Source organism: Bradyrhizobium manausense (assembly GCF_018131105.1).
In the GTDB taxonomy this organism is placed as follows: Bacteria; Pseudomonadota; Alphaproteobacteria; order Rhizobiales; family Xanthobacteraceae; genus Bradyrhizobium; species Bradyrhizobium manausense_B.
The window spans coordinates 2,374,012-2,389,050 of sequence record NZ_JAFCJI010000001.1; the positions used below are offsets into that span (position 1 = coordinate 2,374,012).

The 15,039-nt window shown below is 63.3% G+C and carries 15 protein-coding genes; 7 read left to right on the top strand and 8 right to left on the bottom strand.

Annotation, left to right across the window (positions count from 1 at the left end):
* Positions 1 to 8 precede the first annotated feature (8 nt).
* From sufC to JQ631_RS11255, 4 genes are all read right to left on the bottom strand, one after another.
* A complete protein-coding gene (gene sufC / locus JQ631_RS11240; RefSeq protein ID WP_212326195.1) occupies positions 9 to 761 on the bottom strand; it encodes a Fe-S cluster assembly ATPase SufC in 753 nt (250 codons plus the stop codon).
* A 63-nt stretch (positions 762 to 824) separates the two neighbouring features.
* A complete protein-coding gene (gene sufB / locus JQ631_RS11245; RefSeq protein ID WP_212326197.1) occupies positions 825 to 2,321 on the bottom strand; it encodes a Fe-S cluster assembly protein SufB in 1,497 nt (498 codons plus the stop codon).
* 113 nt (positions 2,322 to 2,434) lie between these two features.
* Positions 2,435 to 3,574 (bottom strand): cysteine desulfurase family protein, encoded by a 1,140-nt coding sequence (locus JQ631_RS11250; RefSeq protein ID WP_212326199.1) that lies wholly within the window; start codon positions 3,572 to 3,574, stop codon positions 2,435 to 2,437.
* Positions 3,575 to 3,625: 51 nt separating this feature from the next.
* Positions 3,626 to 4,834, bottom strand: a complete 1,209-nt coding sequence (locus JQ631_RS11255; RefSeq protein ID WP_212326201.1) for an acyltransferase family protein — start codon at positions 4,832 to 4,834, stop codon at positions 3,626 to 3,628.
* A gap of 176 nt (positions 4,835 to 5,010) precedes the next feature.
* Here JQ631_RS11255 and JQ631_RS11260 point away from each other — a divergent pair, with 176 nt between their 5' ends.
* The 3 genes from JQ631_RS11260 to JQ631_RS11270 all read left to right on the top strand — a co-directional run bounded on the left by JQ631_RS11260 (position 5,011) and on the right by JQ631_RS11270 (position 7,346).
* A complete protein-coding gene (locus JQ631_RS11260) occupies positions 5,011 to 5,829 on the top strand; it encodes a LytTR family DNA-binding domain-containing protein (RefSeq protein WP_249160255.1) in 819 nt (272 codons plus the stop codon).
* Between the two features lie 349 nt (positions 5,830 to 6,178).
* Positions 6,179 to 6,826, top strand: coding sequence for an alpha/beta hydrolase (locus JQ631_RS11265; RefSeq protein WP_014495555.1), 648 nt, complete (start codon positions 6,179 to 6,181; stop codon positions 6,824 to 6,826).
* A gap of 7 nt (positions 6,827 to 6,833) precedes the next feature.
* Positions 6,834 to 7,346: a DUF1697 domain-containing protein gene (locus JQ631_RS11270; RefSeq protein WP_212326204.1), complete on the top strand. Its 513-nt coding sequence runs from the start codon at positions 6,834 to 6,836 to the stop codon at positions 7,344 to 7,346.
* On the opposite strand, the gene JQ631_RS11275 is transcribed toward JQ631_RS11270, so the two are convergent.
* The 3 genes from JQ631_RS11275 to JQ631_RS11285 form a co-directional block, all read right to left on the bottom strand.
* Entirely contained in the window at positions 7,343 to 7,666 is a 324-nt protein-coding gene (locus tag JQ631_RS11275) for a DMT family transporter (RefSeq protein WP_212326205.1), read from the bottom strand. The two genes, JQ631_RS11270 and JQ631_RS11275, sit on opposite strands and share 4 nt — an antisense overlap.
* A gap of 5 nt (positions 7,667 to 7,671) precedes the next feature.
* Positions 7,672 to 8,349, bottom strand: coding sequence for a glutathione S-transferase family protein (locus tag JQ631_RS11280; protein ID WP_212326206.1), 678 nt, complete (start codon positions 8,347 to 8,349; stop codon positions 7,672 to 7,674).
* 110 nt (positions 8,350 to 8,459) lie between these two features.
* Positions 8,460 to 9,563 (bottom strand): anhydro-N-acetylmuramic acid kinase, encoded by a 1,104-nt coding sequence (locus JQ631_RS11285; protein ID WP_212326207.1) that lies wholly within the window; start codon positions 9,561 to 9,563, stop codon positions 8,460 to 8,462.
* Between the two features lie 160 nt (positions 9,564 to 9,723).
* Here JQ631_RS11285 and tyrS point away from each other — a divergent pair, with 160 nt between their 5' ends.
* The 3 genes from tyrS (at position 9,724) to JQ631_RS11300 (ending at position 12,946) form a co-directional block, all read left to right on the top strand.
* A complete protein-coding gene (gene tyrS, locus JQ631_RS11290) occupies positions 9,724 to 10,977 on the top strand; it encodes a tyrosine--tRNA ligase (RefSeq protein WP_212326208.1) in 1,254 nt (417 codons plus the stop codon).
* Between the two features lie 56 nt (positions 10,978 to 11,033).
* The gene (locus JQ631_RS11295; protein WP_212326209.1) at positions 11,034 to 12,290 is read left to right on the top strand and encodes an MFS transporter; all 1,257 of its coding nucleotides are present in this window, start codon (positions 11,034 to 11,036) and stop codon (positions 12,288 to 12,290) included.
* A 218-nt stretch (positions 12,291 to 12,508) separates the two neighbouring features.
* Positions 12,509 to 12,946, top strand: coding sequence for a DoxX family protein (locus tag JQ631_RS11300; protein WP_212326211.1), 438 nt, complete (start codon positions 12,509 to 12,511; stop codon positions 12,944 to 12,946).
* 135 nt (positions 12,947 to 13,081) lie between these two features.
* Here JQ631_RS11300 and JQ631_RS11305 read toward each other — a convergent pair whose 3' ends face one another.
* Positions 13,082 to 13,321 carry a hypothetical protein gene (locus tag JQ631_RS11305; RefSeq protein ID WP_212326213.1) on the bottom strand — a complete coding sequence of 80 codons (240 nt, stop codon included), beginning with the start codon at positions 13,319 to 13,321 and terminating at the stop codon, positions 13,082 to 13,084.
* Here JQ631_RS11305 and JQ631_RS11310 point away from each other — a divergent pair.
* Positions 13,304 to 14,998 carry a methyl-accepting chemotaxis protein gene (locus JQ631_RS11310; RefSeq protein ID WP_212326215.1) on the top strand — a complete coding sequence of 565 codons (1,695 nt, stop codon included), beginning with the start codon at positions 13,304 to 13,306 and terminating at the stop codon, positions 14,996 to 14,998. The two genes, JQ631_RS11305 and JQ631_RS11310, sit on opposite strands and share 18 nt — an antisense overlap.
* The last annotated feature ends 41 nt before the right edge of the window (positions 14,999 to 15,039 follow it).

The window sequence follows — 15,039 nt, forward strand, 5'->3', positions numbered from 1 at the left end:
AAAATTCCTTACGCGGCATCCTCGAACTGGGCGTAGCCGGACGCTTCCAGCTCCAGCGCCAGTTCCTTGCCGCCGCTCTTCACGACACGGCCCTTCGACATGACGTGCACGATGTCGGGCACGATGTAGTTCAGCAGGCGCTGATAATGGGTGATGACGACCATCGCGCGCTTGGGCGAGTGCAGCGCATTGACGCCGTCGGCTGCGATGCGCAGCGCGTCGATGTCCAGGCCTGAATCCATCTCGTCGAGGATGCACAGGCTCGGCTCGAACAGCGCCATCTGCAGCACCTCGTTGCGCTTCTTCTCGCCGCCGGAGAAGCCGACATTGACGCCGCGCTTGAGCATGTCCTGCGGGATGTTCAGCGACTTCGAGACTTCGCGGACCTTCTTCAGGAAGTCCGGCGTCGAATATTCGCTCTCGCCGCGGGCCTTGCGCTGCGCGTTCAGCGCGGTGCGCAGGAAGTTCATGGTGGCGACGCCGGGAATCTCGACCGGATACTGGAACGCCAGGAACACGCCCTTGGCGGCGCGCATGTCCGGCGACATCTCCAGGAGGTCTTCGCCCCTAAACAGGATCTGGCCGTCGGTGACCTCGTAACCGGGCTTGCCGGCAATGACGTGCGAGAGCGTCGACTTGCCCGAGCCGTTCGGCCCCATGATCGCGTGGATTTCGCCTTCGTTCACGGTCAGCGTCAGGCCGTGGAGGATCTCACGCTCCTCGACACGAACCTTGAGGTCTTTCACTTCAAGCAAAGCCATCTTGGTATCCAGTTTAATTCAGATGATGCATGGAGCGCCTAAGCGCACCGCTGGGGTCGGCGATCAGCCGACCGACCCTTCAAGCGAGATCGAAATCAGCTTCTGCGCTTCCACCGCAAATTCCATCGGCAGTTGCTGCAGCACGTCCTTGACGAAGCCGTTGACGACGAGGCCGACAGCCTCTTCCTGGCTAAGGCCGCGCTGGACGCAGTAGAACAGCACGTCCTCGGAGATCTTCGACGTCGTCGCCTCGTGCTCGAACGTTGCCGAGGAGTTCTTGGCCTCGATGTACGGCACGGTGTGCGCGCCGCATTTGTCGCCGATCAACAGGGAATCGCAGGCCGTGAAGTTGCGGGCGCCGGTCGCCTTGCGATGCGCGGTGACGAGGCCGCGATAGGTGTTCTGCGACTTGCCGGCGGCGATGCCCTTGGAGATGATGCGGCTCGACGTGTTCTTGCCGAGATGGATCATCTTGGTGCCCGAATCGACCTGCTGGAAGCCGTTCGAGATCGCGATCGAGTAGAACTCGCCGCGGGAGTTATCTCCGCGCAGGATGCAGCTCGGATATTTCCAGGTGATCGCCGACCCCGTCTCGACCTGGGTCCAGGAGATCTTGGAATTATTGCCACGGCAGTCGCCACGCTTGGTGACGAAATTGTAGATGCCGCCCTTGCCTTCCGAGTTGCCCGGATACCAATTCTGCACCGTCGAATACTTGATCTCGGCGTCGTCATGCGCGACGAGCTCGACCACGGCGGCGTGCAGCTGGTTCTCGTCGCGCTGCGGCGCGGTGCAGCCTTCGAGATAGGAGACGTAGGAGCCCTTGTCGGCGATGATCAGCGTGCGCTCGAACTGGCCGGTGTTGCGCTCGTTGATACGGAAATAGGTCGACAGCTCCATCGGGCAACGCACGCCCGGCGGCACGTAGACGAACGAGCCGTCGGAGAACACCGCCGAGTTCAGCGTCGCGTAGAAATTGTCCGAGGTCGGAACCACCGAGCCCAGATATTTCTGCACCAATTCGGGGTGCTCGCGGATCGCCTCCGAGATCGGCATGAAGATCACGCCGGCCTTCTTCAACTCCGCTTTGAAGGTGGTCGCGACCGAAACCGAATCGAAGACAGCATCGACCGCGATCTTGCGGCGCGCGGGGTCTTGCTCGCCGGGCTTGGGCTCGACGCCCTCGAGCATGGCAACTTCCCGCAGGGGAATGCCGAGCTTCTCGTAGGTCTTGAGGATCTCCGGGTCGATCTCGTCGAGCGAGGTCACCGTCTTCTTCGGCTTCGGCGCCGCGTAGTAATAGAGGTCCTGGAAGTCGATCTTGGGATAATCGACGCGCGCCCAGGTCGGCTCGGTCATGGTCAGCCAGCGGCGATAGGCCTCAAGCCGCCACTGGAGCATCCAGGCGGGTTCATTCTTCTTCTGCGAGATGAATTTTACGATCTCTTCCGACAGCCCTTTGGGGGCCTTCTCGGAGTCGATCAGGGTTTCAAACCCATAACGATACTGGTCGACGTCGATGCGCTTGACGCGCTCGACCGTCTCCTGGACGGCTGGCATTCTATCCTCCGCTCGTGGTTTCAAGGACCACGGTGGATCAAACTCGGACGAGTATTACGATGTTTCTGTGCGGAAAGCACGGGCTTAGAACCGTTCAAGCCGTGTTTCATCGCTTAGGCTCTAAGTAGGGTATTACCGAGCTTTCGCCAAGCCTCTAACGCCCTATTGATGTCCTCAGGCTCCGTGGACCAGCCCAGACTGAGACGCACCGCTCCTTGGGCCACGACAGGGTCAAACCCCATCGCCGAGAGCACGTGGGAGGGCTGGACCTTGCCTGAGGAACAGGCGGAGCCCGAGGAGACGGCGATACCTTCGAGATCGAATCCGATCACCGCGGTCTCGGCCTTCAGCCCGGGTGCGGTAAACAAGACGGTATTCGGCAACCTCCTCCCGTTGTCCGAGAAGACGCTCGCTCCCGCAATGGATTTGAGGCCATTTTCCAAGCGATCTCTGAGGCTTGATATCCGTTCCGCATCCTCCTGAAGAGTCTGAAGCCCGGCCCTCACCGCGGCGCCGAAGCCCGCGATCCCAGCGACATTCTCGGTTCCCGCCCGCCGGCCGAGTTCCTGTCCGCCACCCCTGAGCACCGGCTCAAGTCCGGCCAGCCCTTCGGCCACGACCAGCGCTCCGACACCCTTGGGGCCGCCGATCTTATGCGCAGAAAAGGTCGCAAGGTCCGCGCCAACTGTATTCATATTGAATGCAATTTTGCCGAGCGCCTGGATCGCGTCGACATGCAGGAGGCCGCCGGCCTCCTGCACGAGCCCTGCCGCCTCCGCCACCGGTTGGAGCGCACCGGTCTCGTTGTTGGCCGCCATGATCGAGACCAGCGCCGGCGGTCCATCGGCGAGCAGTTCTCTGAGGTGATCGAGATCAACCACGCCGGAGCGCGTGACCCGGACCTGGCGCGCACTCTCTGCCGGGAACCGGCCGCCCGCCAGCACGGAGGCATGCTCGACCGCGGAGACCAGAAGCCGCAGCACCGGCTCGCCCGATCGGCCGCGCAGACCGGGCGAAAGCGCCAGCGTATTGGCTTCGGTTCCAGCGGACGTGAAGACCACGTTCCGCGGCAGCGCGCCTACGGCCGTCGCCAGCACACCACGTGCATCCTCCACCAGCCGCCGCGCCTCCCGTCCCTCGGCATGGACCGAGGACGGGTTGCCGATCAGTTCGTATGCGGCCAGCATCGCTGCGCGTGCTTCGACGCGCAGCGGTGTGGTCGCATTCCAATCGAGATAGACACGGCTCGGCATGACGCCCTCTTAGCACCTTTTGGCATCGCGCCAATCGGGGGCCACCGCACATCAGGCCGGCTGCTGCCGCGCGATCGCCGGCGCAGAACGCAACTCCATCCGCAGCCCGAACAGCGGACGCAGCCAGCCAATCCGCCGCACGATCTCGTAGGTCGCCGCACAGGTCAGCGCGGTGCCAGAAATCACGATTGCGGCCTCGCTTGCGGCAGACAGCCCGGTGCCCTGCAGCGCGTGCCCAATCACGATGATCGCGGTCTGATGCACGATGTAATAGGGAAAGATCGCATCGGTCAGATAGCGGCGCACGGGGCCGTCGGCGGTCAAATGGCGCCGCGCGAAGCCAAGCACGGCCGCCATCGCGAGCCATTGGTAGCAGCCATAGGCAGAGCCTGCGAACCATCGCAGCATTGGCGATCGCGGGAACACGCCCGCATAAATCAGGATGAAGACGATGAAGCAAACGGCTGCGAGCATGAACGCCAGCCATCGCTGTTGCTCAAGGTCACGCCAGATGCCGCCCTGGCGTGCCAGCAGGAAGCCGATCAAGAACGCGCTCGCGTAGTCGGCGTGGGCGTACCAGTCGCCGAACAGGGCGTGCGTCGCGGGGAAGATCGGCGACAGAAACAGCCGCCAGGCCGCAAACACCATGCACGGCAGCACTAGAAGCCACGGCCCGGCGAGCACCACCGCGAGCCTCTCGCCGATCCGGTCGGCGGCCGTCGGCCACAGGACCAGCACGCCAGCCAGGGCCATCGTGTAGACCCAGAGATAGACCACGAACCAGAGATGGTTCCAGGTCGGCTGCGCGATGCAGGGGTTCGGACAGAATTGCGCGCTGAACGCCAGATAGTGGTGGACGTAATAATCAGCAAAGCCTTGAAGGTAAGAGGCGTGGGAATAGCCAAGGCTCTCGACAATCTGGAGATAGGATTGCGGCGGCACGATCACGAGCATGCCGAAGATCAGCGGGATCAGCAGCCGTACCGACCGCGCCCGGGCGAAGGCGGCGAGCGGAACCTTGCCCAGCATGAAGCGGCTGGCGACCCCGGAGACCACGAACAGCAGCGACAGCCGCCAGGGATTGAGCACCAGCATCACGGGCTCGAGCCAGGTCAGCCTGTGCGCACTCTTGATGTGAAATCCCCAGGACACGTAAAGCATGCCGACGTGGTAGAAGATCAGCAGCCCGAAGGCTAAAATCCGCACCCAGTCCAGATCGATGCGTCGTTCCGGGTTTGATTCTTGCTGTGGTGTTGACATGAGTTTCTGCTCCTTGACGTCTCGATATCAGCGGTTTTCGGGCCATGGCTGACGGCCAAAATGCGCCGGAAACGGAGCCGGTCGAGACGGTTTGGGATCAGAACCGGACGCGAGGGGACGAGGTGTCGTCCTCAGGGACCAGCGGTTGGTCCCGCGGGATCAGTGGCGACTGGACGATGTTCGCCGCGATCGCCGCCATCGCGATCGTCATCGGCATCGTCAATGCGCTCTCCGGCGCACAGGACGCCGCCTGGCGCGGCGACAGCTCCGATATCGGCCGGCGACTGTTCTGGGAGATGTCGAGCATCATCGTCATTCTGGTGCTGGTGCCGATCCTGATGCTGTCGGTGCGGCGCATGCGCCGGACCACGAGCCTCGCGGCGCGGATCGGAATCGGTGCGGCCGCCCTGCTCGGCTTCTCGGTCCTCCACATCACCGGCATGGTGGGGCTGCGGAAGTTCATGCTCTGGCTCGCGGGCAGCGCCTACGACTTCCATTTCTCGCTGGCGTCGATCCTCTACGAGTTCCGCAAGGATGCGGTGACCGCATCGCTGATTGGGGCAACGCTCTGGCTGATCGACAGCCGCCGCGACCTGCGCAAGGCCGCAGCGGAAACCCTCTCCATACCGGCCGCCCAGCAGGAGCAACCGTCCCCCGATCTGATCTGGCTCCGGGATGGCACCAGTCGAATTCGCGTCACACCGCGCGATATCCTGTGGGTCGCCTCCGCGGGCAACTACATCGAATACAGCCTCGCCAACGGCACCCAGCACCTGATCCGGGGCACGCTTGCCGCGACCGAAAGCGAGCTCGCCCGCTTCGCCATCGTGCGCGTTCACCGCACCCGGCTTGCCAATCTCGCCCGTGTCAGCGGCGTGGACTTCAAGCCGTCAGGCGATTTCGAGCTCACATTCGACAACGGCAGGACGCTTGGCGGCAGCCGCCGCTACCGGCCCGCCGTTGCCTCGCTCGGAGGCCGTACCGCGCCTGTGTGAACCGCCGTTGAGATCGTCCGACCGTCGATAAACGATCGTGATTTCAAATGGTTGTCGCCCCACGGAGCGCTTACCGTCCCCTGTTCGCTCCCGGCCGTGTCAGGCGTGACGCCGGCATGACCGGCTAAGGTCTTGAGCAGATTGGCGGATGTCGAAGATGCTTGCTTTCTGCCCCGCTGCCTATGTTAGAACGCGGCCGTCAAATCACCGCGCGCCATCAGCGCATCACCGCGAGACGCACGCCTTCTCATCCTTCCATTCGCGCTTTCGTCGGCATCGCCGTCGATGAGGCCACAATCGGTTGATTGCCCAGGGTCACCTCTCCAGCCAATCAATCCAGAGATCATCGATGCCTGAAGTTATTTTCACTGGCCCCGCCGGCCGTCTCGAAGGCCGCTATCACCCGGCCAAGCAGAAGAACGCGCCGATCGCGATGATCCTGCACCCGCATCCGCAGTTTCACGGCACGATGAACCATCAGATCGTGTACCAGTGCTACTACGCCTTTGCGCATCGCGGCTTCTCGGTCTTGCGCTTCAACTTCCGCGGCGTCGGCCGCAGCCAGGGTTCGTTCGACCACGGCACCGGTGAATTGTCGGATGCGGCCGCAGCCCTCGACTGGGCGCAGACCATCAATCCCGAAGCGCGCGCCTGCTGGGTTGCCGGCTTCTCCTTCGGCGCCTGGATCGGCATGCAGCTTCTGATGCGCCGCCCCGAGGTCGAAGGTTTTATCTCGATCGCTCCGCCCGCCAATCTCTACGATTTCTCGTTCCTCGCGCCCTGCCCGTCCTCGGGCCTGATCGTGCATGGCGAGAAGGACGCCGTGGTGCCGCCGAAGGACGTCAACACGCTGGTCGAGAAGCTGAAGACGCAGAAGGGCATCGTGATCGACCAGCAGGTCATTCCCGGCGCCAACCACTTCTTCGACGCCAAGCTCGAGCCGCTGATGGAAACCATCACGGCCTATCTCGACATGCGCCTCGCCAACGTGCGCTAGCGCTGTCATGGGCGCGTTCGTGGCTTTGCTGCGGGCCGTCAATGTCGGAGGCACCGGCAAGCTGCCGATGACCGAGCTCAAGGCGATGTGCGAGGAGCTCGGCTTTGCCGCCGTACGCACCTACATCGCCAGCGGCAATGTCGTCTTCACCAGCCGCAAATCGGAATCCGCGATCAAAGGTACGCTGGAGAAGCGCCTGCACGCCTATGCCGGCGCACCGGTCGGCGTGCTCGTGCGCAGCGCTGCCGAGATGGCGCAAGTGGCCGCTGACAATCCCTTTCCGAAAGCCGCGCCCAACCGCACCGTCGCAATCTTCCTCGACAAGCCGCCGCCCAAGGACGTATTCGCTGGCGTCCGCGGTCAGAAGGATGAAGAGATCAAGCTCGGCCGCCGCGAGATCTACGTGCACTATGGCCACGGCATGGGGACCTCAAAACTCGCCATCCCCGCCGCCAAGACAGGCACGGCGCGCAACATGAACACGATCGCGACGTTGGCGAAGATGGCCGCGGAACTCTAGGCCAGCTTGAGCGCGACGATCCCCGTCAAGACAAGCGCGATGCCCGCAAGCTTCATCGCGCTCATGGTCTCGCCGAACAGCACGACGCCCATGACGAAGGTGCCGGCGGCACCGATGCCGGTCCACACGGAATAGGCGACGCCGATCTCGAGCACCTTCAAGGCGCGCCCGAGCAGGAAGACGAAGGCCGCCAGCAACACGAGCGAAGCGATGCTCCAGCCTGCGCGTGTGTAGCCTTCCGCATATTTCATCGAGATCGCCCAGCCGACATCGAGGGCGCCGGCAATCACCAGCATGAGCCAGGCCAAAGATTGCGACATGAGGCTCAGGCCGCGAGCTTGAGCAGATGTGCATCGTGGCGCACGAGGAACGCGCGCAGCAACTCCGGATAGTCCGCGCCGACCGCCGTGCGGACACTCGGACGTTTCGCGAGCTCCGCGCGCCAGGCGCGCACCTTCGGCACGTCATCAAAGATACCGTGCTCGGTCAGTTCGTCGAACAGGTCGAAATAGCGGAAGACCGGTGCGAAGACCGCATCGACGAGACTGAACGCTTCGCCGGCGAAATAAGGCCCAGCTCCAAGCGCTTCCTCGACACGCGCGAACTTCTCCGCAAGTGCCTGGCGCTTGCTCTCGAACGTCGCCGGATCCGCCGTGGTCTCCAGGCCCCAGAGATCGCCGAGGATCGCCGAGCCGAACTCCATCCAGGCGCGATGTTCGGCGCGCGTGAGCGCATCGTCCGGATGCAGCTTGAGGCCTGCCTGCGTCTCCTCGATGTACTCGCAGATCACGTTGCTCTCGAACAGAGCGACCTCGCCCTTGTCGGTCGCAACCACCAGCACGGGCACCTTGCCGAGCGGCGACAGCTTCAGAAACCAGTCGGGCTTTTTGGCGAGATCGATATCGACGCGCTCAAAAGGCACGCCCTTCTCTTTCAGCGCGATCACCGCGCGCTGAACGTACGGGCAAAGCTTGTGGCTGATCAGTTTCAGTGAAGCGGTCATGGCGTTGATCCCGGCGGTTCGATGCATCTGCATCTAATATAGATGCAATTGCATGCACTCGTCAAGATCAATGCACTTGCATCAACCAGGCGTGACCTCAGGCGATCGTCCTATGGTCTGGCGATCACCCCGCCCGTCATCGGCATCGGCACGCCCGTGGTGGCCGGATAGGACAGCGGCAGGCCCTTCAGGCCGCGCGCGGCGAGGAAGCCGAAGGCCTGCGCCTCGATGGCATCGGAGGCCCAGCCGAGCGTCTCTGCGGCCTCGACGGTCGCCGAGCCCACCCGCTCTCGCAGCATGCGAAGCATGGTGAGATTGCGGGCTCCGCCGCCGCAGATGATCCAGCTGCGCGGCCGCCGCGGCAGCAGGGGAATGATGCGCGCGATCGCAGCGGCGGTGAAAGCGGTCAGTGTCGCAGCGCCGTCCGCCGGCTGGACGTCGCCGAGCTTGAGCGCGGCAAAGTCGTTACGGTCGAGCGATTTCGGCGGCGGAAGAGCGAAGAACGGCAGTCCCAGCGCCCTTGCGATCCAGGCCTCATCGGCCTTGCCGAGGGCTGCGAACTTGCCTTCCGTATCGAACGCCTGGTTCATGGTGCGGTACATGAAATCGTCGAGCAGCGCGTTGCCGGGCCCTGTGTCGCACGCGATCAGCGTGTCACTGCCGTCGATATAAGTGATGTTCGAGACGCCGCCGATATTGACCACGACGATCGGCCCCTCGCGCGCCAGTGAATTGGCGAGTGCCCGGTGATAGACCGGCACGAATGGCGCGCCCTGCCCGCCGGCCTCGACGTCGGCGGCGCGGAAATCATGCATCACGGGGATATGGATCGCCTTCGCCAGCGCCGGTGCGTCGCCGATCTGGACCGTCAGCCGCCGCTCGGGACGGTGCAGCACAGTCTGGCCGTGGAAGCCAACAATGTCGATCTCCTCCGGCTTCATCCGGTTCTGGGCGACGAAGGCGGCGACCGCCTCGGCATGCGCCAGCGTCACCACGCGCTCGGCCTCGGCCAGGATCCCCGGCCTGGCATCGCGCTGCGGAAGGTTCACGGCCTCGGTCAGCGCCTGACGCAGCAGGCTGCGCTCGGCCGGGCTGTAGGGCCGGTAGCCGGACGGTCCGAACGATTTCACCTGCTTTCCGTCGGTTTCGATCAGCGCGACGTCCACCCCGTCCAGCGAGGTGCCGCTCATCAAACCGAGTGCCGTCAACATCATCTCAAGCTGGCCTCGACGCCCCCCGCCCCGACGCCTGACTTGTATCAAACAAGCACATCTTATAATGCCACAACGCGCATTATTGCGGCAGCCCGGATGGCGCGGGTTCCTCAACTTGCGGCAATGATCGTAAAATAAGAATGATCAGGTTCGCCGACAGATGACTGTATTTAAATCGGATTTCCTCAATACCCTGCAAGAGCGTGGATTCATCCACCAGTGCTCCGATTTCGAGGGGCTGGACGCCCTCGCCGCCAAGGGCGAGGCGATCGCCTATGTCGGCTACGACTGTACCGCCCGCTCGCTGCACATCGGTAACTACCTGACCATGATGATGCTGCACTGGCTGCAGCAGTCCGGCAACAAGCCGATTACGCTGATGGGCGGCGGCACCACCATGGTGGGCGATCCCTCCGGCAAGGACGAGACGCGCGCGATCCGCACCGTCGCCGAAATCGAAGCCAACAAGGCGTCGATCCGCGGCGTGTTCGCAAAGGTACTGCGCTATGGCGAGGCCAAGAGCGACGCCATCATGCTGGACAATGCCGAGTGGCTGACCAAGCTCAACTGGATCGAGATGCTGCGCGACGTCGGCAAGCATTTCTCGGTCAACCGCATGCTGACGATGGACTCCGTACGCCTGCGCCTCGAGCGCGAGCAGGAGATGAGCTTCATCGAGTTCAACTACATGATTTGCCAGGCCTACGACTTCGTCGAATTGGCCAAGCGCACCGGCTGCCATTTGCAGATGGGCGGCTCGGACCAGTGGGGCAATATCATCATGGGCGTCGATCTCGGCCGCCGCATGGGCACGCATCAGCTGTTTGCCCTGACGACGCCGCTGCTGACGACCGCCTCGGGCGCCAAGATGGGCAAGACTGCACAAGGCGCGGTGTGGCTCAACGCCGACCAGTTCTCGCCCTATGATTTCTGGCAGTACTGGCGCAATACCGAGGATGCCGACGTCGGCAAATTCCTGAAGTTGTTCACGACGCTGCCAATGAGCGAGATCAAGAAGCTCGAGGCGCTCGGCGGCTCCGAGATCAACGAGGCCAAGAAGGTGCTCGCAACGGAAGCGACCGCGCTGCTGCATGGTCGCGACGCCGCGAACGAAGCCGCCGAAACAGCGCGCCGCACCTTCGAGGAAGGTGCGCTCGCCGAAAGCCTGCCGACGGTAGAAATTCCGCGCGGCGAACTGGACGCCGGGCTCGGCGTGCTGAACGCCTTCGTCAAGGCCGGCCTCGTTGCCTCCAATGGCGAAGCGCGTCGCCAGATCAAGGGCGGCGGCCTGCGCGTCAACGATGCGGCAGTCACCGACGAGAAAATGGCGCTGTCGGCAGCCAGTCTGACGCCGGAAGGCGTGATCAAGCTGTCCTTCGGCAAGAAGAAGCACGTCCTCCTCAAGCCTGCATAGGCGTATGAGCTTTTGATGCTTGTCAGGGCGCGCCGAAGCGCGCTCCCTGACGGACAATGGATCAGAAGACACCCAAGGAAACGGCTGGGGAACAAGAAGTCGCACAGCAAGGCGCGGTGCGCACCGCCCTCGTCGTGCTCGCGCTGTGCTTCACGCTGGCCGTGCTCGGCCGCGGCCTGAGCGAGAGCTTCACCGTCTTCCTCAAGCCGATCTCTGAAAACTTCGGCTGGGACCGCGGTCAGGTCGTCTCGATCTATTCGCTGACATGGCTCATCAGCGGACTAACCGCGCCACTGGTCGGTCGCCTGTTCGATCATTCCGGACCACGCATCGTCTACGCGCTCGGCCTGTTGCTGCTCGGCTCGGCCTTCCTGATTGCGGGGCATGCACAGTCGCTCTGGCAATTCCAGCTTTCGATCGGATTGTGCGTCGGCATCGGCGTCGCCTTCATCGGCAACGTGCCGAACTCGATCCTGCTCGGCCGCTGGTTCGGGCCAAAGCTGCCGACCGCGATGGCGGTTGTGTACTCGGCCATGGGCGGCGGTGTGTTGGCACTGCTGCCGGCGTCGCAACTCCTGATCGATCATCTCGGCTGGCGCGAGACCTACCAGCTCTACGGCTTCGCCGCGCTCGGCCTGCTGGTGCCGTTCATGCTCCTGCCCTGGCGCAGATTCGCAGCCGGCTCGCCTTATGTGGCAAAGAAGACCGATCCTGATTTCATCGACAATGGCTGGACGCTCGTGAGCGCGATGCGCCACCATGCGTTCTGGGCGCTGTTCTCGACCTTCTTCTTCACCGCGGTCGGCATGTACTGCATCGCGGCCCAGATCGTTGCCTATCTGATCGATGCCGGCTTCCCGCCGCTTCAGGCTGCAACGGCCTGGGGCTTTTCGGGGGTCGTGCTGGTGTTTGGCATGATCGGCGTCTCCGCGCTCGACGGGCTGATCGGACGCCGACCGTCCGTGCTGCTCAGCTACGCGATCTCGATCCTCGGCATCTTCCTGCTCTGGCTGCTTCAGTATTATCCAAACGTCATTCTGCTCACCGGCTTCGTCGTGTGCTTCGGCAGCATGATGGGATCGCGCGGGCCGCTGATCACGGCGACCGCGATGAAGATCTTCCGGGGCAAACGGGTCGGCACCATCTTCGGCACGATCTCGATCGGCAGCGGCCTTGGCTCTGCGTTCGGCTCCTGGAGCGGCGGCCTGATCCACGACGCCACCCATGGCTACAACGCGCTGCTCGTCTTCGCACTTGCGAGCGTCGTGCTTGGAATGATTCCATTTCTGATTGTGCCCGCCTTGCGGCGCTAGGTCTCCCAGAGGTAACCTGCATTCATCGGCGTCACCGGGGAACTACGGGCGGTGCGACGCGTAGTCGCTTAAAAATGCGAACAGCGCGTGGCTGAAATCACAGCCTGCGGTGTTTTGTCCGACATGACAAAATTGTCAGCGCTAATTGACCTGGCGCAGCTTGCAGGGCGGAACCGAATGCGGTCCTAGTCGCAGCATTGGATGGAGGGCACGAACCAATGAACTTTCCCTATCTCACTCGCTTTCAGCCGGTTCTCTTGAGCCTGTTTCGCTTCATCACTGGACTGCTGCTGTTCCAGTATGGCGTGGCCAAGCTGTTCAAGTTCCCGGTGCTTCCCTACTTCGCCGACATTCCGCCGTTGATCTATGTGGCCGGCACGCTTGAGCTGGTGCTCGGCGCGGCCCTGATGCTCGGCTTGTTCACCCGCCTCACTGCTTTCATCCTGTCGGGTGAAATGGCCTTCGCCTACTTCATGGGCCATGTGATGAAGACCGGAACGCCGGTGCTCCTGCCGCTGCTCAACGGCGGCACCGCCGCGATCCTGTTCTGCTTCGCCTGCCTCTACATCTCGGCAGCCGGCGGCGGTTCGGTCAGCGTCGATGCGTTGATCGGCAAGGAGAGCGACGCAACGGGCGGCGCCTTCGCACGGCGCTGACGCGCACCACCAACCACGCGCAAGATGGCGCCGGCGATTTGCCGGCGCCGTCTTAGCGAGAGCCCAGCACGTTCCAGATCAGAACGAGGGCCGCGACAAGCAGCACGGACATGATGAGGCGGTGAACGATTCGGTTCATTGCAGGTCCGGCCAGGTGCGATCATCACCAAAGTCTGAGATCGTTTTTCTCCCGCAAGAATACGGGTGCGCGGCGCTGCATGGCGTTTTGCCTGCACGCTTGCGCATATGGCGGCAAAGCCGCTCCAGTGCGGCAAGCGCCGACAGGTCTATCTTCATGATTGGTAAGAACTTCATGCTAGCGATGGGACCAATAACAAACATGTCGTAGGGGCTACGATGAAGCTGCTGAGTCATTTGAAGATCCGCACCAAGCTCACCAGCATGGTGTGCCTCGCAGCTCTAACCGTCACCGCTATCATCGCGGTATCGGCGGTCCTCAGCAAGAGCCGCATGATGGACGACAGGGTCCAGCAGATGAAGGCCGCGGTCGATCTGCTCCACGGCCTTGCGCAGAATTTCCAGGATGACGTCGCCGCCGGCAAGATGACGTTGGACGACGCCAAGCTCCAGTTTCGCCAGCGTGCCCGCAACATGAAGTTCGGCGGCGGCCAAGGCTATCCCGTCGTCTACAACCCCGACACGTCGATCCTGGTCAACGGCGCCAATCCTCAGCTCGAAGGCAAGATCACAGGCGCCACGGATTCGAACGGCGTCTTGATTGCCGATGCTCAGCTCAATGCCGCGAGGCAAGCGCCGCAAGGCGGAGTCACATCCTATCTCTACCCGCGTCCGGGACAGAAGGAGGCCGTCCGCAAGACCGTGTTCGTCCGCCAGTTCACGCCCTGGAACGCCACGATCAGCTACGGCCTTTACGTCGACGATATCGACGCCGACGTGCGTGCGCTCACGCTCGAACTGGCCGCGATCGGCGGCGGCCTGATGCTGCTGATGGCGACGCTGTCCTGGCTGATCGCCCGCGATGTGCTCAGCGCGCTCAACCGCCAGAAGTCCCGTATGCAGGACATTGCCGACGGCTCCATCGACAGGCCGGTCGAGGAGACCGATCGCGGCGACGAGATCGGCCGCATGGCAGAGACGCTGGAAGTGCTCAGGCGGACCGCCTTGACGGCACGTAACCTGGAGGCCGAGCAGGTCGCAGCCAAGGCGCGCAGCGAGCAGGAAAAGCGTGACGCCCTGATCTCGCTTGCCGATCGTTTCGATGCGTCCGTCGGTCAGCTCGTCGGCATGATGGCCTCGGGCTCCGGCGAGCTGGAGACCACGGCCAAGTCGATGTCGTCGACTGCGGAGGGCACCAATCAACGCGCCACCCTGGTCGGCTCGGCTGCGACTGAAGCAAGCCAGCGCGTGCAGACGGTGGCGGCCGCCGCCGAAGAGCTCTCCTCCTCCATCACTGAAATCAGCCGCCAGGTCGCGCAGTCGGCCGAAGTGACCGGCCGCGCGGTGGAAAGCGCACGCCGCACCGACACCATCGTGCGCGCACTGTCCGAGGGCGCCCAGCAGATCGAGCACGTCGCCGAGCTGATTTCCAGCATCGCGGCACAGACCAATCTCCTCGCACTCAACGCCACCATCGAGGCCGCGCGCGCCGGTGAAGCCGGCCGCGGTTTTGCCGTCGTCGCCTCCGAGGTGAAGTCGCTGGCGAGCCAGACCGCGGAAGCCACCCGCGAGATCGGTGACAAGATCGCCCAGATCCAGGGCGCAACGAAAGAAGCCGTCGACGCCATCGGCGGCATCACCACCACCATCGAGGAAGTCAGCCGGATCGCCACCTCGATCGGCGCGGCCATCGAGGAGCAAGGTGCTGCCACCGCCGAGATCGCGCGCAGCGTCTCGCAGACCGCCGAGGCCACCAAGGAGGTCACCACCAATATCGGTGGCGTCAGCACGGCGGCCAACGAAACCGGCAACGCGGCCGGCATGGTGCTCGCGGCCGCGTCGAATCTCTCCAAGCAAGCCGAGCAGCTTTCGGGCGAAGTCGGAACATTTTTGGCAGGCGTGCGCGCGGCGTAAGCGGCGCAAAAGTCTCAGCGGGAGATCTTCAGGCCCGGGCA